Here is a 21,775-nt window from a genome sequence, read left to right on the forward strand (position 1 = left end):
TTACAATAAAAAAAGCCCCTATTTATCAGCTATATCTTTAAAATATAACCAGTAAATAGGAGCCATCATCTCAATTTAATGAGCAATTATAGGTGAGCACCTTCACCTTATTTATATGTACTATTAAATTATATGGGAAGCTCAGTCTAAAGTCAAGTAGAACCTTATAATCGCCTATTTACGATTAACGATTAATATGCTATAATAATGCTGAGGAGGTTGATATAATGGAAAATAAAAAAGAAAAAATAAAGCAGAAAGTCAAGCAAAATTATGGGGAAATAATAAATGCTGATCAGCTAGGCTGCTGCAGTGGTTCTTCCTGCTGTGGAGAGGAAACAGGGATTGGCAGAACCAAAATAGCACAAAAAATAGGCTACGAAAAAGAGGCGCTCAACTCAGAATTTGCAGAGGCAAACTTCGGCTTGGGCTGTGGCAATCCCCGGGCCATCGCTGCTCTCAAGGAAGGAGAAACAGTTCTTGATCTCGGCTCTGGAGCAGGTTTTGATGCTTTTTTAGCCTCCAGAGAAGTAGGTGAAAAAGGCAAAGTGATCGGGATCGATATGACAGAAGAGATGGTAGAGAAAGCCAGAGAAAATGCGCAAAAAAATGGAGTTAAAAATGTAGAATTTATTCTGGGTGAAATTGAGGATTTACCTCTGGCAGATGAGAGTATAGATGTAATAATCTCCAACTGTGTCATTAACTTGTCAACAGATAAAAAACAGGTTTTCACTGAGGCAAAAAGGGTCTTGAAAAAAGGTGGTAGGCTTGCCATTTCAGATGTCTTAAGGGCAGCTGATTTCCCAGAAGAGATCAAAGCTGATCTTGATAATTACAGCAGCTGTGTCACAGGTAGTATTGAGGAAAAAGAATTAAGAACCATTTTAACAGAGCTTAACTTCAAAAAAATTAATATAGAAAGAAAGTCTAATAGTGATCAAATTGTTGCAGACTGGAGTTCTAAACTGCAGCTATCTAACTATATCTATTCTGCCTATATTGGAGCAGAAAAATAAGGGAGGTGCAGGTTTATCGTTAATTTCGATAAACTGCAAAAATGGTTGAAAAAGAATCTTTAAATCAAGAAGCTAAAATAGCAGAACTGGCTGAACTTGCTAAGGCGCTGGGTCACCGCCACCGGGTAAAAATTATTAAAATGCTGGCAGAATTTCCGGAAAACAATAAATGTATGGTAAGCTCAATTGTAGAAGAATTACCGATTGCTCAATCTACGGTTTCCCAGCATCTTAAAATTCTAAAAGAGGCAGGCTGGATAGAAGGCAGAATAGATGGACCCAGGGTCTGTTACTGTCTTAAAGAAGGAATTTTAGAATATTTTAAAGCGGAATTTGATCAGCTGTTGAATAGTTAAATGCAGGATATATTTGCTAATTGATAAAAATAATAAACAAACTTAAACCTGCTTATGGCAGGTTTTTTATTTTAAATAGTAATTTTTTTTACAGGTATTAATAGCGGTAGATTTTGTTATTACATTTTATACCACAAAATAAATAGTATATAATGTTATTAGCTTAAATAATTTAAATAAATATTTTAAAAAATTTTATGCCATAAGTGTTGTTTTGCAAGTGATTTCTCAATTTTTTATAATTTATTTTTTTAAAAATCAGACTATTGGAACAAGAATTGCATAATTATTAAGTGAGGAGGAAAAGAGATGAATAGTGAACTAAAAAAAATAATTGGTGGTGAAAACAAAAAAAATCCGTTTACAGATGAAGAAATCGCAGAAAAAATTAATTTAAGCAGAGAAAAGGTAACCTTAATGAGAAAAGAAAATAATATTCCCTCATCTAAAGAGCGAATGAAACCATTATTAAAAAAAGAGATTAAAAATATATTAACTGATAATCCAGATATTTCAATAAGGCAGCTGACCCAAAAGGTTAAAGAAAATGGATTTGCAGTTTCAAGATATATAGTGAGACAGGAGTACAATAAACTTTCTGCTCAGATACTTAATGGGAAAAACAATGTTGAAAATTATAATTCCAAAATAGATGATTACAGTTTCAATGATAAATTTAGTTCTGATAAAGAAGATTCTTTTAAAGAAATTATAGGTGCAGAATTAAGCTTAAAAACACAGATCCAGCAGGCAAAAGCAGCGGTTCTTTATCCACCTAATGGGCTTCATACCTTGATAATTGGAGAAAGTGGGGTAGGCAAGAGTTTTCTAGCAAAGAAAATGTATAATTTTGCTGAAGCTAATAAAAGGCTTGAAAAAGATAAATTTGTTGTTTTTAATTGTGCAGATTATTCAGAAAATCCTCAGCTTCTTTATTCCCATCTCTTCGGTCATAAAAAAGGTTCATTTACAGGTGCAGAAAAAGATAAAGATGGTCTAATTAAAAGGGCTGATGATGGCATACTTTTTCTCGATGAAGTGCATAGATTATCCAGTGAAGGCCAAGAAATGCTTTTTAATGTTATCGATAATGGTTTTTATAGAAAATTAGGTGAAACAGAAAAAAATGAAAAGGTTAATCTCATGATTATTGCTGCAACAACGGAGGATATCAAGTCAAATTTATTGGCAACTTTTAGACGAAGAATTCCTCTGATAATCGATCTTCCTCCTCTAGATAAAAGAACTTTAGAAGAAAAATTAAAGTTTATAAAACTTTTTATTTCAAGGGAAAGCAGGCAGATAAATCAACAAATTACATTAAAATATGAAGCTGCCAGAGCCTTATTGAGTTTTGACCCGGATAATAATATCGGACAGCTTGAAAGCAAGATTAAAGAAATTTGTGCACGTGCTTACCTTAATTTTATAAGCGGAAAAAATGAAAGCGTAAAAATAACAATTGAATTGCTAGATCTAAAAATTCAGCGAAGTTTTTTTGAAGGCAGTGTAAAACGAGAAGATATCAAAAAACTGATTAAAGATGATATTATTTTGAACCCTGATGCTAAAAAGAATGCCATAAAAACTGATTTTAAACAGGCATATAAATTAGATAATGACATTTATAAATACTTAGAAGAAAAAAATAAAGAACTATATTCTTTGGGCTTTACTAAAGATGAGATAAACAAAAAGTTGAATCAATTGTTAGCTGAAAAAGTAAAAAGTGTTTTTAATCAGGCAGAAGATAGTTTTTTTGAGAATGAAGAAATATTAAAAGAAATAGTTTCTACAAAGGTATTAGATATGGTGAATGATGTATTGGTGATTGTTCATCGTGAATTACCAGAATTTGTTTTTAATCAGCGCTTAAAATATGCTCTGTCTATTCATCTGGATGCGGTAATTGAAAGAATCAAATCTGGCAAAATTATTAAGCACCCTGATCTTAGAGAAATAAAACAATCACATGAAAAATTATTTAAGGTCTCAAAAAAGATTGTTGAATATATAAATCAAGAATATGCACTTCAGATACCAGAAGATGAGATCGGATATATTACAATGTATCTTAACTCTGTAATAGATAGTGAAAAACAAAGAAATAAATTATCAAGGCCTGGTGTTATTGTGGTTTCACACGGTGGTGTTGCATCCGAGATGCTTAAAGTTGCAAACTGTCTTTTGGGCAAATCAAATGCAGTAGCAGTTGATATGTATTTGGATCAACCACCAAGACAAATTTTAGAAGACATTGTAATGCTGGCAAAAGAAGTTGATCAGGGTAAGGGAATATTACTGTTAGTTGATATGGGATCACTTAAAAGTTTTGGTGATATTATCACAGAAAAAACAGGAATTAATACAAAAGTAATTTCAAGAGTCGATATTGTTATGCTGATGGAGGCCATAAGATGGTCAAGGTATGATAATTTAGATCTGAATGAAATCGCTGCTAGAATAACAAAATCAGTGAATAGTTACACAGGAAGCAGAGAAAAAGTATTATTGATATACTGTATAACTGGTCAGGGAGCTGCTTTAAGAATTAAAGATTATCTAATCCACAGACTACCTGGATTAGAAGACGAATTGAAAATAATCACAACTGGTCTGCATGATAAAAATATAAAAAAATATCTAAATGATATTGCGAAGGAATACCAGGTGGAGGCAGTTATCGGCAACTTAAAACCAGACATTACTGATATTGATTATTACAGTTTTGAAGATATATTTTCTGAAAAAGGTTTTGATAATTTTATAAAAAAACATAATTTGCAGAAAATAAATGTAAAAGAATTTGATTCAGCAAAACTATTAGATAAAAATTTAATTTATCTTAGTCCTGGATTTAACAGTAAAAAAGAAGCAATAGAATTTTTAAGTAAGAAAATGATTGTTTCAGGTTCTGCAAAAGATACATATTACAATGCAGTTCTTGAAAAAGAAAATCAGGGTGTAACATATGTTGGCAATGGAATTGCAATTCCACATGCAGAAAGCAAACATGTCAATTATTCACAATTTGCAATTGCTATACTTGAAGAGCCAATTGACTGGTCAGGTTTTGAAGTAGATATAATATGTATGTTTGCATTTAAGGATCTCAAAACCGACCACTTCAAGGAATTTTATAATAGATTACAAAAAAATATAGATTATATAAAAAATGCTGATAATATTGATCTTATTAAGGAGGTGCTTATAGATGGATGAAATACATATTGATGATGATTTAATAGAAATGGATTTAAAGGTTGATTCTAAAAAAGAAGTTATAAAAAAATTAAATAAGAAGATGCTAAAAAAGGAGATTGTAAAAGAAAGCTATCTGGATGCTGTATTAAAGCGGGAAGAGGAGTTTCCAACTGCACTTAGTACTGAAAATATAAACTTTGCTATACCACATACAGATCCTAAACATGTCAATCGAGCAGCACTTGCAATTGCACTTTTAAAAAACAAAGTAAATTTTATTAGTATGGAAAATTATGATAAAGAAATTGAAGTAGAGATTGTTTTCCTTTTAGCAATTAAAGATCCATCAAAACAGGTGAAAGTTTTGCAGAAACTAATGGAAATTATGCAAAGCAAAGTTATAGTAGATAAAATTTTGACTGCTGAAAATCAAAGCAAACTGGTAGATATTTTTGAAAAAAGATTAAAAATATAAATCAATAATTTAGGGGGGTTAGAAATGAAAAAGAAAAAAGTATTGGTCGCTTGCGGTTCAGGTATTGCCACTTCCACATTAATAATGGACAAATTAAAAAATGGTTTAGAAGAAAGGGGTGTTGATATTGAATTAGAACAGTGCAAAATATCTGAGGCAAAAAACTATATAGAAGATTTAAACTTAGATATTATTATCTTAAATGGGCCGGTAAACAGTGAATACGACATACCAGCTTTTAGTGGGGTTAGTTTTTTAACCGGGGTCGGAGAAGAAAAACTTCTAGATGAAATTGAAGATGAACTAAGAAACTAGAATTTAATAAAAAATAAGAAGAGGAGGAAAATTTATGCAACAAGTAATGGATATTATTAATTTTATTTTGGATATGGGACCCAGTATAATGATGCCGATTATATTGTTTGTTATGGCAATGGTTTTCAGAATTAAAATTAGCAAAGCAATTAGGTCATCATTAACAGTAGGCATGGGCTTTATTGGTATTAATTTAGTTTTAGGTTTAATGGTTGAAACTCTTAGTCCAGCAACTGAAGCAATGGTAGAAAACTTTGGTTTACAGTTAAATGTTATGGATGTAGGATGGCCTGCAGCTTCGGCTATTGCATTTGGGACTACATCGCTTGTTCCCTGGATATTTGGTTTGGGAATACTGCTAAATATAGTAATGATCATGCTAAAATGGACAAAAACTTTAAATATAGATTTGTGGAATTATTGGCATTTTATATTTGCAGCAGCTTTTGTTTATGCCGCTACCAACAACTTTGTTTTAGCAATTACAATTGGTTTATTGACAGAAGCAATTGTTTTGATTTTAGCTGATATAAGTGCACCCATTGTTCAAGATTTTTTTGGTATGCCTGGAGTATCTTTGCCCCATACAGAAACAATCTCCTGGGCACCAGTAGGATGGGCAATCAATAAAATTATAGAAAAAATTCCAGTTGTTAGAGAATGGGATTTAGACCAGGATAAAATTCAAGAAAAATTTGGTATAATGGGAGAATCTTTAATGATTGGTACAGTCATAGGTTTAATTATTGGTTCATTAGCTTATGGCCCGGGTATTGCAACAGATATGTCAGGCAGTCTTTCTCAAATAATTAATACAGCAATAACATTGGGTGCTGTAATGCTTATATTCCCAAAAATGGTTAAATTACTTATGACAGGGTTATTACCCTTATCAGAGGGTGTTAAAAAGTTCTTAAATAAACGTTTTCCTGATAGAGATTTATATATAGGTCTTGATGCTGCTACAGTTATTGGGCATCCTGCAAATGTTGCAACTGGTTTAATCTTGATCCCTGTGTCTATACTTCTAGCTGTTCTTTTAAGCATGTTGGGCTTAAATCGGATGTTACCATTTGCTGACTTGGCGATTATGCCTATTTTAATTCTATGGGCGACAGGCTGGTCAAAAGGTAATATTTTTAGAGGTGTTGTAATTGGAAGTGTATTTATCGTTGGATTTTTAGTAATTGGAACATTTTTAGCCCCTATGACAACAACCCTTGCATATGAAGCAGGTTTTGCTATACCAGAAGGAGCAACACAAATTTCTAGTTTAAATGGTGGTGCTCATCTTGCCCCCTGGCTATTAATGCTTCCTTTCATAGGTAATATATTTGCAGAACTTGGAAGTGGATTTGCAATATTTTCAATTATATTTGCAATATTCACTGCCGGGTGTTATGGAATATTTTTTTACAAAGCTGCTAAAGGAGAACTGATAACAGATTCTGATGCAGGTATTGAGTCAGAACAATCATTTAGAAAAAAGGAAAGTGTTAACTAATGATATATCAATTTGTCTTAGCAGCTTTAGGCCCACATGGGCGGAGGATGTTGAGCTTTATTGTTGATCATCAATTAATAATAATGGCAATTGTTTTTACACTTTTGATTATAGAAAGAATTAAAAAAGGACCTGAAACAGATAATTATTAACTGGAGGAAAAAAATGAAATTAGAATTGGAAAAAATGAAAATAATAGAATTTGGCAAAAAATTAGTTGATACAGGTTTAACCAAAGGAACTGGTGGAAATTTAAGTATTTATAATCCTGAAAAAGGGTTAATGGCGATCAGTCCATCTGGAATTCCTTACTATGATATAAGATTAGAAGATATTGTCGTAATGGATTTAGATGGCAATATAGTTGAGGGAAGCAGAAAACCCTCTAGCGAATACGAAATGCACAAAATATTTTATGAAAAAAGAGATGATATTTTTGCTGTAGTTCACTGTCATTCTATTTATTCAACCACTATCTCGATCTTAAGAGAAGATTTACCTGCATCTCATTATATGATCGCTTTAGCAGGGAAGAATGTTCGCTGTGCTGAATATGCAACATATGGTTCTTCAGAGCTTGCAGTAAATGCCTTTGAAGCTATGCAAGATAGATATGCAGTAATCCTGGCAAATCACGGATTGCTTACTGGAGCAGATTGTATAGAAAATGCATTTAATACTGCAGAAGAATTAGAATATGTAGCTGAAACATATTATAGAGCCAAATCTATTGGTGATCCTATAATTTTAGATGATCAGGAAATGGAAAAGATGGAAGAGAAGTTTAAAAGTTATGGACAGGCTAGGTAATTAACTTGTCATCTATAAGTTAATTAAATATTTGCATCTATCAAAAACTTTACATTATTCACTGTGAGGCTCTCTATTATAGAGAGTCTCATTACTTATGTAAAGCAGAATTTGATCAACTGCTGAATAGTTAAATGCAGGATATATTTGCTAATTGGCTAAATATATTAATAATGATATAATAATTACAGGAGGTAATTATTATGAGCAAAGAAAAAGAAAGCCAAAAACAAAAAGAAGAACTCAGAAAAAGGCTAAAAGAAGATTGTGGTAGAATTATGATCGGCAGCAGTCAAAAGGGTTGTAAGATGGGCTGTTGTGACTTTAAAATAAAATAATTTTGGGAGTGGTAAACTGTGATAAATGCGCTCATAATGGCCGGAGGAGAAGGGACTAGATTTTGGCCTTTAAGTAGAAAAAACAAACCAAAACAATTTTTAAAACTAAGTGATGAACAGTGTAATATGCTGCAGAAAACAGTTCATCGGATCAAGAGCTTTGTTGGTTTGGAAAATATATATATATCAACAAATCAACTTTATGCTCCTGCCATTAAAGAACAGTTATCTCATCTGCCAGCAGAGAATATAATAATCGAGCCATTAAAAAAAGGGACTGCTCCTTCTATAGCATTATCTACTGCTGTAATTTCTAAAAAGAATCCGGGGTCTACTATCATAGTTTTACCCTCTGATCATTTAATACAGGATTCTGAAGCTTTTATTGAGATTATAAAAAAAGCAGTTATGACTGCTTCGATAGGTAAAAATTTAGTCACAATCGGGATTGAACCAACCCATCCAGAAACCGGTTATGGCTATATTCAATATGGTAAAGAGATTCATAATATAGATGGTAAATCTGTTTTCAAAGTTGAAAAATTTAGAGAAAAACCAGATCTGGCTAAAGCTAGAGAATATTTAGAGGCAGGAAATTATCTCTGGAATAGCGGTATTTTTGTCTGGAATATAAAAACTATTCTGGCAAGTTTTAAAAAATATTTACCTGAAATTTATCAATCAATGCTCAAGATCAAAAAAGCTCTTGGCAGTGAAAATGAAACAGAAATTATTAGAACTGAATTTGAAAAAATGCCTGAGATAACTGTTGAATACGGAATAATGGAAAAAATAGAAAATATTTATGTAATTCCAGGTTCATTTGGCTGGGATGATTTAGGTAGCTGGCCTGCCCTGGCAAGAATAAAAAAATCAGATCAAGAAGGTAATATCGTAGTTGGTAAACATTATGGTATAGATACTACAAATTCTATCATTTACAGTCAGGATAAGGTAATTACCACTATCGGCCTTGATAATCTGGTTATCGTCGATACTGATGATGCAATTTTAATCTGTGATAAAGATAGAGCTCAGGATGTAAAAAAAATCAGAGATATTCTGGCAGCAGCAGGTTTAGAAGCTTATATTTAAAGGCTCTTCTTTTGAAAAAAACTTCTTAACATTAGAAATAATGTTTTTAATCCTCTTATGAGGATTTTTTTCTTTTTAATATAAAGAATTTTCAAATTAATTTGACAGCTCAAATATTTAGGTATATAATTGAATTGAACAAAAATTCAAAGCATGAAATATTGTAAGGAGGTGTTCTAAAGTCGCAAATAAGGATATAGATTTAATTACGAAGGTTGCAATATTGTATTACAAAAAAGAATTAAACCAGACCAAAATTGCTGAGAAATTAGGTATTTCAAGACCGAAAGTAAGCAGACTTTTAGCAAAAGCTCGTGATAAAGGGATAGTAAAAATTGAAATAGTAAGTCCTGTTACTGATACCTCCTATTTAGAAAGTGAACTGGCTCAGAAATTCAACCTAAAAGAAGTTATAATTGTTGATATGACAGATGAAGAGCCAGAAGCAGAACGAAAAAGAACTGCCGCAGATGCAGCCCTATCTTTTGTTGAAAGAATAACAACCGGCAGTGAATACATAGGAGTTTCTGCCGGTACAACCATCCATGCTTTAGCCAAAAGAGCCCAAGCGACTGCAAAAGAAAATTATAAGATAATACCAATCATTGGAGCTTTAAAAGATACCGGAAAGAGTTTTAATGCCAATGAAATTTCCAATCTTTTATCAGAGAATATGGGAGGAACAAGTTTTCTTTTAAATGCACCTGCCTTTGTTAAAGACAGTAAAACTGCCGCTTTTTTTAGAAATGAAGATAGGATTAGAAAGATATTTAAGCTCTATGATAAATTGGATTTGGTTTTGCTGGGAATTGGTAAGGCAGATCAAAAACATCCACTTATAGCAGGGCATTTAAGGGGAAAAGAGCTTGCGAAATTTAAAAAGTTAAACACCTGTGGCAGTATTAGCTCTATTTTTTTTGATCAGGCAGGAGAGATTTTAGAGCTCCCCTTTAGAGATAGAATTATAGCAATCTCTGCTGAAAAATTGAAAAAAGTAGAATTTAAAATTGGAGTAGCTCTGGGAGGATATAAAAAACAGGCAATTTTAGGAGCTTTAAGAAGTGGCTTAATTAATGTCTTAGTTACAGACAGGTCGATGGCAGCCTGGTTAAAAAAACAAAAACAAGGAGTGTAAACATGAAAAAAACATTAATCTTATTTTTAGTGGTAGCCGTTGTTTTAACTTTTTCCATTTCGGTCTTGGCTGAAAGCAAAGAGATAGCAGTTTTAACACCCTATCTAGAATCAGTTACAACCAATACCATGATCAGAGCTTTTGAAGAAAAGGCAGAAGCAGAAGGCTGGAATGTTAGGGTCATTGATACCAAAGGTGACTTTAATGAACTGGCAAATCGCTATGATGATGTTATATCTCAGGGAGTAGACGCTATTGTAATGGGAATGGGAGATCCCAATCAGCTGAGACAGCAGATAAGAAAAGCCAATGAAGAAGGTATTCCTGTTTTTGGTGGAGATGCAGGCTATATAGAGGGAATGGAAGTTAATGTAACTTCTAATAACTACGTTTTAGGAGCTCAAAATACAAGTTATTTATTAAATAGGATCGGTTCCGGAAAAATAGTTAAATTATATCATTCTGCTCATCCAGGTGTTTATCAGCGTGAAGTAGTATTTGACGCTATAGTTGATTCGCGTGATGATATTGAAGTAGTAGCAGAACACTATGTACAGGTTCCTGGACCAATCGAAAATGCTCAGCAGGCTATGCAGTCAATTCTTCTCTCCAATCCAGATATTGATGGAGTCTGGGCAGCCTGGGATGAACCTGCAATTGGAGCAGAACTTGCGATAAGGCAGTCCGGAAGAGATGATATTGTTGTTGTAGGTATAGATGGCAACTCTCAGGCAATTGAAATGATAGCCCGCGGTTCTTCTATTAAAGCAACAGTTAAACAGGATTTTGCAGCGATGGGAGAAATTTTAGTAGAACAGATTAAAACCGTTTTTGCCGGGGAAGAACTAACAGATCATATTCTTTATGCACCTGCTAATTTAATAACTGAAGATAATGCAGCCGAATTTATGGATTAAAAAGTTAAATATAACAGCCCCTCAATATCCGGGGGGTTGTTTTTTTAAAAGGTGGTGAAAAAATGGCAGAGAATTTATTAGAACTAGAGAATATAACAAAAACTTTTCCCGGTGTTAAAGCATTAGATAAAGTCGATTTTTCACTTAATAAAGGAGAAATTAGAGCCCTGGTCGGAGAAAATGGTGCCGGTAAATCAACTTTGATTAAAATTCTGGCAGGAATATATGAAAAAGACAGTGGTAAGATATTTTATCAAAAGCAAGAGGTTGAAATAGATGATCCAGCCCGGGCTAAGGAACTTGGTCTGGCCTTTATCCATCAGGATTTAAATCTGATCCCCTATTTTAATGCGGTAGAAAATATCTGGTTGGGTTATGATTATCCCAGACAGGGGGTTAAATTTAATAAAAAAAAGATGAGAAAAAGAGTTTTAGAACTGGCAGAAAGTTTAAATTTCGAATTTGACATTCTAAAACCTGTTTCAGAACTATCAACTGCCAATAAATGGCTGGTGGCAATTTTAAAAGCATTTATCATGGATGCAAAATTACTGGTTTTAGATGAGCCAACAGCAGCTTTAACAGATAAAGAAATCAAGGAATTATTTATAAATTTAAAGAGGATTAAAAAAATGGGAATAGCAATAATCTATATTTCTCACCGTTTAGAAGAAATTTTTGAGATAGCAGATTCGATAACTGTTTTAAAAAATGGCAAAAAAGTAGCTGACCGTAAGATAGATGAGGTTAGTAAAGAAGCTTTAATCAAACTGATGACAGGAAAAGAAAAATTGAGCCGTTTTCCAGCCCGTGAAAACAGGCAAAAAAGCACAGAAAAGGTTTTAGAATTAGAAGGCTTAAGTGGAGAAAGCTTTTCTGAAATCTCTTTTACTTTAAACAAAAATGAGATATTGGGCTTTTTCGGCCTGGTGGGTGCAGGCAGAACAGAACTGATGGAAGCAATATTTGCTTTAAGAGAAATTAAAAATGGCAGTCTTAAAATAAATGAAGAGGAGATCAAAGTAAAAAATCCCGGGCAGATGATAAAAAAGGGTGTTGTTTTAATTCCTGAAGATAGAAGAGAAGAGGGTCTTGTTTTAAATATGGGTGTAGATGAAAATATCTCCCTCCCCAATTTAGAAATGATGCTGCAATCAAAGCTTTTAAAAAATATAGATAAAAAAGCAGAAAAAAAAGAAAGTAAAAGGCTAATAGAGGAGCTGAGTATTAAAACACCTAGTTTAGGTCAGCAGGTAAAATTTTTAAGTGGTGGTAATCAGCAGAAGGTAGTAATAGCAAAATGGTTATATAGAGACACCTCCGTCTTTATTTTTGATGAACCAACAGTAGGCATAGATGTAGGAGCTAGAACTGAAGTCTATTCGCTAATCAATCAGCTTGTTGATGAGGCCGGTGTTATTGTGGTTTCTTCTGATATACTGGAGGTTATGGGTATTTGTGACCGGATTGCAGTAATGAGTAATGGTAGCTTAACAGGTATCTTAAATAAAGAAGAGTTCAGTCAGGATAAAATACTGCAGTTAGCCTATGAGGAGGTTAGATGATGACAGAAATTTTTAAAAAATATGGAACAATAATTGGACTAATGATTATAATAATTACCTTTGCAATATTAAGGCCAAATACATTTTTAAGCCTTAGAAACTGGTCTAATATCTTAGAACAGATCTCCCTTTTAGCAGTAATTTCTGTTGGGGCAACAGTGGTAATGGTTATTGGAGAATTTGATCTTTCTATAGCCAGTGTGGCAAGTTTTGCCGGAATAATTACAGCCGGACTTTTGGTACAGGGATTTTCCATGTATTTAGTAATCCCAGCAGTTTTACTTTTAAGCTTTGCTTTTGGTTTAATCAATGGATTTTTTGTAGCAAAGTTAAACATCCTTTCTTTTATTACCACTCTTTCTAGTGGTACCTTTTTAGGTGGAATAACTTACTGGTATTCGGGAGGAACTATAATCTTTTCCGGAATTCCAGATGAATTTTTAATCTGGGGTCAGGGAAGTTTTTTAAATATAGCTCTGGTAATCTGGATTATGCTGATAGTTGCTGTAGTTTTCTGGTATATCTTTAATCAAACAATGCTGGGCAGGCATCTCTATGCTATTGGGGGTAATGAAAAAGCAGCCCGCTATTCTGGAATCAAGGTAGAAAAAAATAAATTAATCGCCTTTGGTTTAACAGCTGTTTTAGCAGCCTTAACTGGAATACTTTTGGCATCACGTCTCGGCTCTGCCCATCCAACAGCTGGAGGAGGTTATCTTTTAAGAGCATATGCAACAGTGTTTTTAGGAATGACCCTCTTTAAACAGGGAGAAGCTAATGTTTTAGGAACCCTGGTTGGTGTTTTAATCATGGGAGTATTGGCAAATGGTTTAACCCTCCTAAATGTTCCTAATTATTTTCAGGATATGCTTACAGGCTCAATAATAATTGCAGCTTTAGTTTTTCAGGGAATGACAGTTAAAAACAATTAATTCAGGCAGGTGATAAATGTGGACAATAAAGAATTAAGCCAATATCTAAAAGAAAAAAAAGCAGCAGATAAAGCAATTTTAGTAGCATATTTACCTGCACTTTATCCGGACTATGAAAGATCAAAAAGATGGATAAATTTACTTTTTGCAAATGGAGTAGATGCTGTAGAACTTGGTTATCCAGCCCGGGATTCCAGTATGGATGGCCAGATTATTACAGAAGCCAACCAAAAGCTCTATCAGGTAGGTTTTAATGCAGAAAAATATTTAAAATTGGCTGCAGATATAAATAGCAAAACAGAGATCAATAGATTGATCTTGATGGGTTACTGGAAAGAGTTAAAAAAAGAATTTTTCAGTGAATATAAAAAGCAGTGTCTTGAAACAGGTATTGAATCATTGATTTTACCTGACCTAAAGGATAATGAGGATAAAAAATATCTCCAGGCTGAGGGTTTTAAAATAATATCTTTTCTGGACAAAAAAGAAAAAATAAAAAGCTACCAGCCTGATGGAGAACCTTTTGTTTACTGTCCCAGTTATCTGGGGAAAACAGGTCAGAGCAGTGAATTTGATTATGAACATTTAAAAAATTTAAAAAAAGCTCTTGCCAATTCAGCTTTTGCTTTAATGCCACAGTTGGTTGGTTTTGGCATCAGTTCTGCCGAAGATGCAGCTCAGGTCATGGAATTAGGTTATGATGGGATAATAGTCGGCAGTGCTCTGCTGAATAAATTTGAAGAGAGCGAAGCCGAAGCTATCGAATTTTTAAGAGAACTTAAGAAGGGTCTTAATAAGGAGTGGTCATATGTCAGATGAAAAATATCTGTTGAGTTTTGATATCGGATCAACTGCAGTCAAATTGATCATATTTGATAAAAAGCTAAAAGTAGTTTATAAAGCTCAAAAGGCGGTTCCAGGCTACCAGGAAGATGGTTTTCAGTATCAGAAGGCTGAAGACTGGTGGGAAATCATCATAGAATTAAGCCACAAAATGCTGCAAGAAAGTTCAATTGATGCGGATGAGATTGCTGCAGTAAGTTCTACAGGCCAGATGGAAGACTGCCTACTTTTAGATCAAGCAGGTAAACCATTGACAGAAGTGCTGCTTTATTCTGATGGCAGGGCAAAAAAGCAGTATCAATTTTTAGTTGATAAATATTCACAAAAAACTTTAAATAAAATGACAGCCAACCAGTTTGATGTTTTAATGTCAATTAATAAATATCTCTGGCTGAGAGAGAACAGAAAAGAAACATTTAAAAAACACCGTAATCTTATTCTAGGTGCAAAAGATTATTTAAACTTTAAATTAACAGGAAAAAATGTATCTGATTATACTAATGCATCTACAACAGGATTTTTAGCTATGGAGAAAATGGAATATAATCAGAAATTGATTAAGGAGCTTAATTTTGAGCGGGAGTATTTACCAGAACTTAAGACAGCTGAGGAGATTATTGGCACTATTAATGCTGAAGCAGCAGCAGAACTTTGGCTGCAAGCAGGAACGAAGGTTATTAATGGTTCAGGTGATGTTGGAGCCTCAACCCTGGGAGCAGGAGCCCTAAAGGTAGGAGATATTTACTGTTACTTGGGTACTACCGGTTGGTTAGCAATGCCCTCTGAAGATATTTCTGAAAATAAAAATTTATTTACTTTAAGTAATACAAGAGCAGAAAATTATATTATTGCTGGAGCTGTTTTAAATGCAGGTCAGGCTTATGATTGGTTTTTGAGTAAGATAATGAACCATCAAGAAATAGATGAAGAGGTTTATAAAAATGCAGAAAATAAATTATCCAACTTAGACAGCACAAAAAATCAATCGATATTTATTCCCTATATAAATGGAGAAAGAAGTCCGCTTAAAGTCAGCGAAAAAAGTGGTGTTTTTGCCAGGCTAGGTGCTAATTCAGATAGCTGGCAGCTTTTAGAAGCTGTACTGGAAGGTGTGAGCTTTTCTCTAAAACATAACTTGATTGAAATGACCGGCAGCTCCAGCTTATTTGATAAAAAGCTACAGCTTAACTTAATTGGTGGTGGCAGTAAATCTAAAATCTGGCCGCAGATGCTGGCAGATATTTTAGAAAGCAGAGTTAATGTACTTGACTTAGAAGTTGGTGCACCATCTCTGGGAGCAGCGATGATAGCCCTTAAGGCTCTTGGTGAAATTGATGGCTATGGAGAGCTGAGAGAGAACTTTAAAATAACTAAAAGCTTTGAACCACAGAGTAGATTGAAAGATCATTATCAGCAGAAATATGAAAATTATATTCAGTTGGTAAATAAGATTTTTTAGTAATATCTACTGAAAAATTTTATATTCAACTAAAAAGCTCCTGCATATGCAGGAGCTTTACTGATAATATTAAATAAATTCAATTTGTAATTTGCTTTTTTAAGTCATATAATTAAGCTGAAAACAGGCTGAAATTTAAATTTTTTTAACTCAAATGATCTTTAAATAAGGAGCTGAAAAAAATGGCAGGAAATAATATAGAAGAAAAACTTTATCAGAGTATTTTTAAGAGAAAATCGATTAGAAAGTACAGCCAGGAGCCTTTAGAAATGCATAAATTGAATCAGATCAGAGATTTTTTAGCCAGCAGATCAGGACTCTATTCAAACATAGATGTAGAGAGCAAAATTGTTTCCGAAGATAAAATCAGCAGTCTGCTGCCGATCAAAGCTCCCCATTATCTTGTCTTTTTTTCTGAAGAAAAAGACGGGTATTTGCAAAATGCCGGTTTTATACTTCAGCATTTAGATCTTTATCTTTCTTTAATTGGTCTTGGTAGCTGCTGGTTTGGACTTGCTAAAGCAAAAAAAGAAATAGCTGAGCAGTCTCAGCTCAGCTATGTAATAACTCTAGCCTTTGGTGCGGCTGAAGAAAAGCTTTATAGAGAAAATAAAGCAGAATTCCAACGCAAAGAGCTTCAAGAGTTAAGAGATAAAGATATTCATGATGAGCTGATTGAAGCTGCCAGGCTTGCACCTTCAGCAACCAATAATCAGCCCTGGTATTTTAAAGTCTCTCAAAATAGGATAGATCTTTATTTAGAAAAGCCTAACCTTTTAAAAAAGATATTTTATCAAAAAATGAATCAAATTGATATAGGTATTGCAGCAGCTCACTTAAAGTTAGCTGCCACTCACTATAATAAAGATGATAAATTTTTATTCAACTGTCCAAAAGCAGATCAATTAGTTGATTATCTTTATCAATTTTCTTTAAAAGTTAATTAAAGCAGATGGCCTAAAAATACATTTACCAAAAAGAAGTAAATAAATAGGCCGGTAATATCTTTAATGGTTGTGATAATCGGGTCAGAACCTGCTGCCTGATCAAAACCTAATTTAACCAGTAAATAGGGGATCATGAATCCGAGTGCAGTAGCAATAGTAATTGTAAAGGTTAAAGAAAGCCCTACAACAATACCAAGAGCAGGCATCTGCTGCCAGAGGGCTGCAATTATTCCTGCTGCTAGGCCCAGTAATGCGCCCATGCTTAAACCTACCTTTACCTCACGCCACCAGTGCTGAAAAAACCTGCGGACATTGATCTGGCCTAAAACTAAGGCTCTAGTAAAAATTGTTGATGACTGAGTACCAACATTACCACCCATATCCATGATAACAGGGATAAAAATTGCCAGGGCTGCAATTGCCTCTAAACTTGCTTCAAAACCTTCAATCACCAGGCCGGCCAGCATACCACCGATTAAGGTGATAATTAAAAACGGGAGCCGAACCTTCCAGACATCCATCATTGAACCTGAAATCAATACTCTACTCCGGTCTGTTTCATCTTCACCAAAACTACCAAAACCAGCTTTATTTAAAATATCCTCTGTTGTTTCTTCTTCAAGTACATCCATAGCATCATCAAAAGTAATAATTCCAACCAGCCTGTTTTCTCTATCTACTACAGGAACTGATAAAAGATCCTGGTGCTGGAGAAGTCGGGCAACCTCTTCCTGATCAGTATAGGTATTTACAGAAACAGGATTATCATACATTATATTTTCGATTTTTTCTTCGGGATCTGCTATTACCAGAACTCTTAAAGAAAGAACACCTTCAAGCTTTCTCTTGCTGTCAAGGATATAGATCGAATATATAGTTTCTTGATCGATCCCCATTTTTCTGATTTGTTTTAAAGCATCTTCAGCTGTTATTCCTTTTTTAAAGGCAACATAATTGGGGTTCATTATCCGACCTGCTGTTTCTGGAGCATATCCTAAAAGTTCTGCTATTGTGTCTCTTTCTTTTTTGCTAAAAGAGTTCATGATCCTTTTGGCAACTTTCGCGGGTAGTTCATCTAATAGTCTGGCCCGGTCATCAAACTGCAAATCTTCCATTAGTGCAATAACTTCATCTTCAGCAAAATTATTAATTAAATCTTCCTGGAAATTAGGGTCTAATTTTTCAAATACCTCAATTGCAAAGTCTTTATTTAATAATCTAAACACAATGACCTGATCATTTTTTTCTAATTCACGCATCAGTTCAACTATTTCTACTAAATTCAGCTGATTTATTCTTGCTTTCAGCTGTGTCATCTTCTTTTTATCAATGAGATGAGTGATTTCTTCATAAAGTGACATTTTAATTCCTCCTCAATCTTTATTTTTTTAAATTTTATAAGTGTTTGATCATCATCATCAGCCACTTTTGTATCACCCCCAATTAAAATTATTGCCAGGAAAAAGAAAAAGGCTCCCTAAGGAGCCTTGAATAATCAAGATAATAATTTTTAGATTAATTTTACTCCTCATCCTGGCTTTAGCACTATATGACGTAGATTAAAAATCAATCAGCTGCATTGGGTAGGCCTTATTCCGACCGTACCTGTTATACCCATTGGCGTCTCTGGACGTTTTTGGGCAGCAGCCTATATTCATATAGGAGCCTCACCTAACAAGTAATATTTATTTTTTTTAATATTAACACACAATTTTTTTGCTGTCAAGAAAATATTAATTTTTATCTTCTCCAGGTAGATGATATAATGAAAAAAATGAATGAATATTTGTGTAAAACTTTTAAGGGGGCTAATAAATTATGAGAAATGACTGCTGCTGGTGTGGAAAAGATACGACTGGTGGTCCTGTGTTTTCGCTGTCTGCTTCTTTTAATGAAAAGGGTCAAAGTCTGACTGAAGAAGAAGGTTATATTAAAGACTTAAAAACAAGTGATGGTAAAGAAGTCTGGACGATGATTACTGGTGAAAAATCACCTGCTAAAAAAATGGACAGGATATGCTCTTTATGTGCTGTTCGAATAAATGTGCTAGTGAGTTAAAAGAAACTCTTAAAGAAGAAAAATCATTTCTGGATTCCATTTCTTTTTTCTAAAAAACTAAAAATAGTTAATTATTTCTCTTAAAAAGATAAAAGGAGATGGTAGTTGATGCTTAAAGAAAAAAAATTAATAACAGGTGATAAAATACCAGAGATAGGATTTGGAACCTGGGATATAGCAGAAGAAGATGTTGGTAGAGCAGTTGAGATGGCTCTTGAAGCTGGCTATAATCATATAGATACAGCTGAAGGCTATAAAAATGAGGAGGGAATTGGCAGAGCAATTAAAGATTATGATCGCGAAAAATTATATTTAACCTCAAAGGTTCTGCCTAAAAACCTCTATTATGATCAATTGCTTGAGGCTGCTGAAAGATCAATAAATAAATTAGGTGTTGATTATCTAGATCTCTATTTAATCCACTGGCCTAATCCGGCTGTTTCTTTAAGAGAAAGCCTGGCAGCTATGAATAAACTTTATCAAAAAGGGTTAGTAAAAAGCATTGGAGTCAGCAACTTTTCTATATACCAACTAATGTTTGCTTTAAAAATAACTGATGTTCCGATTGCTGTTAATCAGGTAGAATTCCACCCCTATTATTATCAAAAAGAATTACTGGAATTCTGCAAAAATAATGATATTGTTGTGACTGCTTCTGCACCTTTGGCCAGAACAAAGGTTTTAAAAGATGAGCTCATTAAAAGTCTGGCTCAAAAATATGATAAATCAGCTGCTCAGATAGTACTGAAATGGGAACTCGCTAAAGGAGTTGTTCCTTTACCTAAGTCTACTTCTGCAGAGCATATAAAAGCTAATCTTGAATTATATGGATGGGAGATTGAACAAGACGACCTTGAAAAAATTGATCAACTTGAACAGCAGAAAAAAGTATATATGATCAGTTTAGATAGTGAAACCTATGGTATTAATGCTTAAGTATAGATAAAAAATAGAAATGAGGTATTTATGAGAAAAGAATGTACTATAAAAGCACTAAATTATGATAAAGAAATCGAGGCAACTATTTTTGTCGAATTAAAAGGGGAATGTCTTTGCTGGCATGGTTATGGAACAAGTGAAGACAATTGGGAAGAGGAAGAAGTATTTGCTACAGATCATGGAAATCTTTCCCTAAAATCTGTTTCTGCAGCTAATTATAATTATGAAATCGAAGGACTAGGAGAATTTAAGGTTGAGCTCAAGTGGTGTGATTCTTCCGAATCCGAAAAGGATATTGACTTATCATCAATGGGCCAACAGATAGATTTTTAAAATTTAACAAAAAGTTAACAGAGAAGATATAGTTTGTTCAGCTCAATTATGTTAATATTATTTTAAGGAGCTGAGAATATGAAAAAAGAAGTTGTAATTGTTGGAGGAAGTGATGTAGGAATTAGTGCTGCTCTGCGGATCAGAGAGCTTGATCAGAGTCTTAGGCCTTTAATAATAGCTGATAATAAATTTCCTAATTTCAGTATCTGTGGGATTCCCTTTTTCCTAGGGGGAGAAGTAGAAAAATGGCAGGATTTAGCCCATAGAAAAGAGAGTGACATTAAAGCGGCTGGAATAGATTTGCTTTTAGAAACAAGGGTAGAAAAAATTATACCTGAAGAAAATAAGCTGCTGGCAGTTAATGAAAATGGGACTCAGGAAATATTTTATGAGCAGCTTGTTCTGGGTACAGGTGGAATTAATATTGAACCCCCGATTAAAGGTCTAGAATTAGATGAGGTCTTTTTTATGCGCTGGATGGATGATGCGATTAGTTTTGATAATTTTACCAAAGCAGAAAAGCCCAAAAAAGCTGTTGTTGTTGGAGGCGGCTATGTTGGTCTTGAAATGGCAGAAGCTCTGATCAACAGAGGTTTAGAAGTTACCCTGGTAGAATTTTTAGATAGTGTTTTGACAACAGTAAATGAAAATTTTAGAGAGAAAGTTAAAGCAAAACTTGAGGAAAAAGGTGTTAAAATAATAGTTAATACAGCTGTAGAAAAGATCGAAAAAACAGAATCAGGGTTAAAGGTTTTAGGTAGTGATGGCTTTAAAACAGAGGGAGATACAGTTGTTGTATCAGTTGGTACGAAGCCAAACACAAAATTAGCAGAAGGAACAGAGCTTAAAACTAATGATACTAATGGTGCTTTTAAAGTAAATAAAAAGCTGCAGACAAATATCGAAAATATCTATGCCGGTGGTGATTGTGCAGAAACTTTAAACACTATAACTCAAGAATATGCATATTATGCTTTAGGAACTGTAGCTCACAAGCACGGCAGAATAATCGGTAGTAATATTTGCGGTAAAAAGGTAGAATTTGAAGGTGTAATTGGAACTCAGTCAATTAAATTGTTTGATCTGGTAGTTGCCAGAACCGGTTTAGATGAAAGAGAAGCCAAAAAGGCAGGTTTTGAAGTTCAAAGTACTCAAATAGAGGCCTGGGACCACAAAATATATTATCCACCAGCCTATAGAACTTATCTTAAGGTTATCGCTGATGAAAAGACCCGCAAAATATTGGGAGCCCAGATTTTGGGAAATATCGAAGCTGAGATTTCCAAAAGAATAGATATCTTTGCAACAGCTATCTATAATGAGATGACAATCGAAGAGTTTAGCCAGCTTGATTTAAGTTACACACCGCCTTTAAGCAGTCCCTGGGATCCGGTTCAGTCAGTAGTTCAAAAACTAGAATTGAAATTAGAAGAATAAAAAGCTTAAAACCTTAGACCAGTTTAAAAGCGGTCTAAGGTTTTTTCTTTATATCTTATATGTACCAGGTACAGACAACGAGATCATTGATATT

At 33.8% G+C, this 21,775-nt stretch carries 22 protein-coding genes and 2 riboswitches; of the genes, 21 read left to right on the top strand and 1 reads right to left on the bottom strand.

Features of this window, described 5'->3' with window-relative positions:
• Nucleotides 1-49: 49 nt before the first annotated feature.
• Nucleotides 50-116, bottom strand: a riboswitch (Fluoride riboswitch).
• A 111-nt stretch (nucleotides 117-227) separates the two neighbouring features.
• The 17 genes from arsM to HALSA_RS03365 all read left to right on the top strand — a co-directional run bounded on the left by arsM (nucleotide 228) and on the right by HALSA_RS03365 (nucleotide 16,914).
• Nucleotides 228-1,019, top strand: coding sequence for an arsenite methyltransferase (gene arsM, locus HALSA_RS03295; protein WP_013405192.1), 792 nt, complete (start codon nucleotides 228-230; stop codon nucleotides 1,017-1,019).
• Between the two features lie 41 nt (nucleotides 1,020-1,060).
• Nucleotides 1,061-1,375: an ArsR/SmtB family transcription factor gene (locus tag HALSA_RS03300; protein WP_013405193.1), complete on the top strand. Its 315-nt coding sequence runs from the start codon at nucleotides 1,061-1,063 to the stop codon at nucleotides 1,373-1,375.
• Between the two features lie 309 nt (nucleotides 1,376-1,684).
• Nucleotides 1,685-4,597 (top strand): sigma 54-interacting transcriptional regulator, encoded by a 2,913-nt coding sequence (locus tag HALSA_RS03305; protein ID WP_013405194.1) that lies wholly within the window; start codon nucleotides 1,685-1,687, stop codon nucleotides 4,595-4,597.
• On the top strand, nucleotides 4,590-5,054 hold the full coding sequence (locus HALSA_RS03310) for a PTS sugar transporter subunit IIA (RefSeq protein ID WP_013405195.1): 465 nt from the start codon (nucleotides 4,590-4,592) through the stop codon (nucleotides 5,052-5,054). The genes HALSA_RS03305 and HALSA_RS03310 overlap by 8 nt, the downstream gene beginning before the upstream one ends.
• Before the next feature lie 24 nt (nucleotides 5,055-5,078).
• Nucleotides 5,079-5,369 carry a PTS sugar transporter subunit IIB gene (locus HALSA_RS03315; protein WP_013405196.1) on the top strand — a complete coding sequence of 97 codons (291 nt, stop codon included), beginning with the start codon at nucleotides 5,079-5,081 and terminating at the stop codon, nucleotides 5,367-5,369.
• A gap of 34 nt (nucleotides 5,370-5,403) precedes the next feature.
• Nucleotides 5,404-6,873 carry a PTS galactitol transporter subunit IIC gene (locus tag HALSA_RS03320; protein WP_013405197.1) on the top strand — a complete coding sequence of 490 codons (1,470 nt, stop codon included), beginning with the start codon at nucleotides 5,404-5,406 and terminating at the stop codon, nucleotides 6,871-6,873.
• Nucleotides 6,873-7,025: a hypothetical protein gene (locus HALSA_RS12780; RefSeq protein ID WP_013405198.1), complete on the top strand. Its 153-nt coding sequence runs from the start codon at nucleotides 6,873-6,875 to the stop codon at nucleotides 7,023-7,025. Before HALSA_RS03320 ends, HALSA_RS12780 begins: the two co-directional genes overlap by 1 nt.
• A gap of 13 nt (nucleotides 7,026-7,038) precedes the next feature.
• The gene (locus tag HALSA_RS03325) at nucleotides 7,039-7,683 is read left to right on the top strand and encodes an L-fuculose-phosphate aldolase (protein WP_013405199.1); all 645 of its coding nucleotides are present in this window, start codon (nucleotides 7,039-7,041) and stop codon (nucleotides 7,681-7,683) included.
• Between the two features lie 203 nt (nucleotides 7,684-7,886).
• Nucleotides 7,887-8,021 (top strand): hypothetical protein, encoded by a 135-nt coding sequence (locus HALSA_RS13135; RefSeq protein WP_013405200.1) that lies wholly within the window; start codon nucleotides 7,887-7,889, stop codon nucleotides 8,019-8,021.
• Nucleotides 8,022-8,039: 18 nt separating this feature from the next.
• Complete coding sequence (locus tag HALSA_RS03330) at nucleotides 8,040-9,116, top strand: mannose-1-phosphate guanylyltransferase (protein WP_013405201.1); 1,077 nt, start codon at nucleotides 8,040-8,042, stop codon at nucleotides 9,114-9,116.
• Nucleotides 9,117-9,339: 223 nt separating this feature from the next.
• Nucleotides 9,340-10,251, top strand: a complete 912-nt coding sequence (locus tag HALSA_RS12370) for a sugar-binding transcriptional regulator (protein ID WP_049773836.1) — start codon at nucleotides 9,340-9,342, stop codon at nucleotides 10,249-10,251.
• A 2-nt stretch (nucleotides 10,252-10,253) separates the two neighbouring features.
• Nucleotides 10,254-11,168, top strand: a complete 915-nt coding sequence (locus HALSA_RS03340; protein ID WP_013405203.1) for a sugar ABC transporter substrate-binding protein — start codon at nucleotides 10,254-10,256, stop codon at nucleotides 11,166-11,168.
• Nucleotides 11,169-11,230: 62 nt separating this feature from the next.
• Nucleotides 11,231-12,733, top strand: a complete 1,503-nt coding sequence (locus HALSA_RS03345; RefSeq protein ID WP_013405204.1) for a sugar ABC transporter ATP-binding protein — start codon at nucleotides 11,231-11,233, stop codon at nucleotides 12,731-12,733.
• Nucleotides 12,733-13,665: an ABC transporter permease gene (locus tag HALSA_RS03350; RefSeq protein WP_013405205.1), complete on the top strand. Its 933-nt coding sequence runs from the start codon at nucleotides 12,733-12,735 to the stop codon at nucleotides 13,663-13,665. Before HALSA_RS03345 ends, HALSA_RS03350 begins: the two co-directional genes overlap by 1 nt.
• An 18-nt stretch (nucleotides 13,666-13,683) precedes the next feature.
• Complete coding sequence (trpA, locus tag HALSA_RS03355) at nucleotides 13,684-14,484, top strand: tryptophan synthase subunit alpha (RefSeq protein WP_013405206.1); 801 nt, start codon at nucleotides 13,684-13,686, stop codon at nucleotides 14,482-14,484.
• Nucleotides 14,474-15,967: a xylulokinase gene (locus HALSA_RS03360; RefSeq protein ID WP_013405207.1), complete on the top strand. Its 1,494-nt coding sequence runs from the start codon at nucleotides 14,474-14,476 to the stop codon at nucleotides 15,965-15,967. Before trpA ends, HALSA_RS03360 begins: the two co-directional genes overlap by 11 nt.
• Before the next feature lie 182 nt (nucleotides 15,968-16,149).
• The gene (locus HALSA_RS03365) at nucleotides 16,150-16,914 is read left to right on the top strand and encodes a nitroreductase family protein (RefSeq protein ID WP_013405208.1); all 765 of its coding nucleotides are present in this window, start codon (nucleotides 16,150-16,152) and stop codon (nucleotides 16,912-16,914) included.
• Here HALSA_RS03365 and mgtE read toward each other — a convergent pair.
• On the bottom strand, nucleotides 16,911-18,275 hold the full coding sequence (gene mgtE, locus HALSA_RS03370) for a magnesium transporter (RefSeq protein ID WP_013405209.1): 1,365 nt from the start codon (nucleotides 18,273-18,275) through the stop codon (nucleotides 16,911-16,913). The genes HALSA_RS03365 and mgtE overlap by 4 nt on opposite strands.
• Before the next feature lie 156 nt (nucleotides 18,276-18,431).
• A riboswitch (M-box (ykoK) riboswitch) is annotated at nucleotides 18,432-18,600 on the bottom strand.
• A gap of 132 nt (nucleotides 18,601-18,732) precedes the next feature.
• On the opposite strand from mgtE, the gene HALSA_RS03375 reads away from it, so the two are divergent.
• The 4 genes from HALSA_RS03375 (at nucleotide 18,733) to HALSA_RS03390 (ending at nucleotide 21,681) form a co-directional block, all read left to right on the top strand.
• On the top strand, nucleotides 18,733-18,972 hold the full coding sequence (locus tag HALSA_RS03375) for a hypothetical protein (protein ID WP_013405210.1): 240 nt from the start codon (nucleotides 18,733-18,735) through the stop codon (nucleotides 18,970-18,972).
• Between the two features lie 108 nt (nucleotides 18,973-19,080).
• Nucleotides 19,081-19,908 (top strand): aldo/keto reductase, encoded by an 828-nt coding sequence (locus HALSA_RS03380; protein ID WP_013405211.1) that lies wholly within the window; start codon nucleotides 19,081-19,083, stop codon nucleotides 19,906-19,908.
• 30 nt (nucleotides 19,909-19,938) lie between these two features.
• On the top strand, nucleotides 19,939-20,244 hold the full coding sequence (locus tag HALSA_RS03385) for a hypothetical protein (RefSeq protein WP_013405212.1): 306 nt from the start codon (nucleotides 19,939-19,941) through the stop codon (nucleotides 20,242-20,244).
• 78 nt (nucleotides 20,245-20,322) lie between these two features.
• Entirely contained in the window at nucleotides 20,323-21,681 is a 1,359-nt protein-coding gene (locus HALSA_RS03390; RefSeq protein WP_013405213.1) for an FAD-dependent oxidoreductase, read from the top strand.
• Nucleotides 21,682-21,775: the final 94 nt, after the last annotated feature.

It is taken from the genome of Halanaerobium hydrogeniformans, from assembly GCF_000166415.1.
Taxonomy (GTDB): Bacteria; Bacillota; Halanaerobiia; order Halanaerobiales; family Halanaerobiaceae; genus Halanaerobium; species Halanaerobium hydrogeniformans.